The 1,323-nt window shown below is 70.2% G+C and carries 1 protein-coding gene; it reads right to left on the bottom strand.

The window, feature by feature from the left end:
- Nucleotides 1-1,182 (bottom strand): inorganic phosphate transporter (locus MTQ10_RS30515; protein WP_247473988.1); only part of this gene is annotated, 1,182 nt, incomplete at its 3' end.
- Nucleotides 1,183-1,323 lie beyond the last annotated feature (141 nt).

Raw genomic sequence — 1,323 nt, 5'->3', positions numbered from 1 at the left:
GGCCGGGGCCGGTACCGGGGTGGCGGCCGGGGGAGGGGTCACGGCGGCGATCGCCTGGGTCACCACGCCGGGCGACTCCTCGGTCTCGGCGACGACATTGCTGTGGTCGACGACCTCGCGGCGGGACACCTTCCAGATGGCGACGCTGGAGGCGATGAGGAAGACGGCCACGGCTGCGGTGCCCCAGTCACCGAGGCCGGTGACGTACTCGGCGAGCGCGCCGACGACGGCGGCGGCCGGCAGGGTCAGCACCCACGCCACACACATACGGGTGGCGGTGGACCAGCGGACCACACCGCCCTTGCGGCCGAGGCCCGCGCCCATCACGGAGCCGGAGACGGCGTGCGTCGTGGACAGCGAGAAGCCCAGGTGGGAGGAGGCCAGGATGACGGTCGCGGCGCTGGTCTGCGCGGCGAAGCCCTGCTTCGGCTGAAGGTCCGTCAGGCCCGTGCCCAGGGTGCGGATGATGCGCCAGCCGCCGAGGTAGGTGCCGAGCGCGATGGCCATGCCGGCGGAGAGGATCACCCAGGTGGGAGGGTCGGAGTCGGGCGCGACGGCCCCGCCCGCGACCAGGGCCAGGGTGATGATGCCCATCGTCTTCTGGGCGTCGTTCGTGCCGTGCGCCAGGGAGACCAGCCCGGCCGAGGCGATCTGGCCGACGCGGTAGCCCTTGTCGGCGGCCTTGCCGTCGGCCTTCGAGCCGAGGGTGTACGACAGCCGGGTCGCGATCATCGCGGCGACGCCCGCCACCACCGGGGCGGCGACCGCGGGCAGCAGCACCTTGGTGACCAGGACGTCGCCGTGCACCGCGCCGACACCGGCGGAGGCGATGGTGGCGCCGATCAGACCGCCCATCAGCGCGTGCGAGGAGCTGGAGGGCAGACCCACCAGCCAGGTCAACAGATTCCAGAGGATCGCGCCGACCAGGGCGGCGAAGATGACCTCGGGACGGATGCCGGTCTCGTCGACGAGACCCTTGGAGATGGTGTTGGCCACCTCGACCGAGAGGAAGGCGCCGACAAGGTTGAGCACGGCGGACATGGCCACCGCGACCTTGGGCTTGAGTGCACCGGTGGAGATGGTCGTAGCCATCGCGTTCGCGGTGTCGTGGAAACCGTTCGTGAAATCGAACGCGAGTGCGGTCACCACCACAATCGCGAGGATCAGCGAGAAGCTTTCCATTTACCCAGGCAATCGTTCGAAGTCATTGGCGGATCGAACGTAGGTAACCAGGGTGAACGGAAGGTGAACTGGGCCGGGCGCCGGAGTGTCGGAAAACGGGGATCACCGCTCCGGAGGCAGGGGTGCGGGGGGAGCGGGGTC

The organism is Streptomyces sp. XM83C (assembly GCF_023072675.1).
GTDB lineage: Bacteria > Actinomycetota > Actinomycetes > Streptomycetales > Streptomycetaceae > Streptomyces > Streptomyces thermocoprophilus.
Note: the sequence above shows the minus strand (reverse complement) of the source record. Positions and strands in the feature narration are given on the sequence as shown.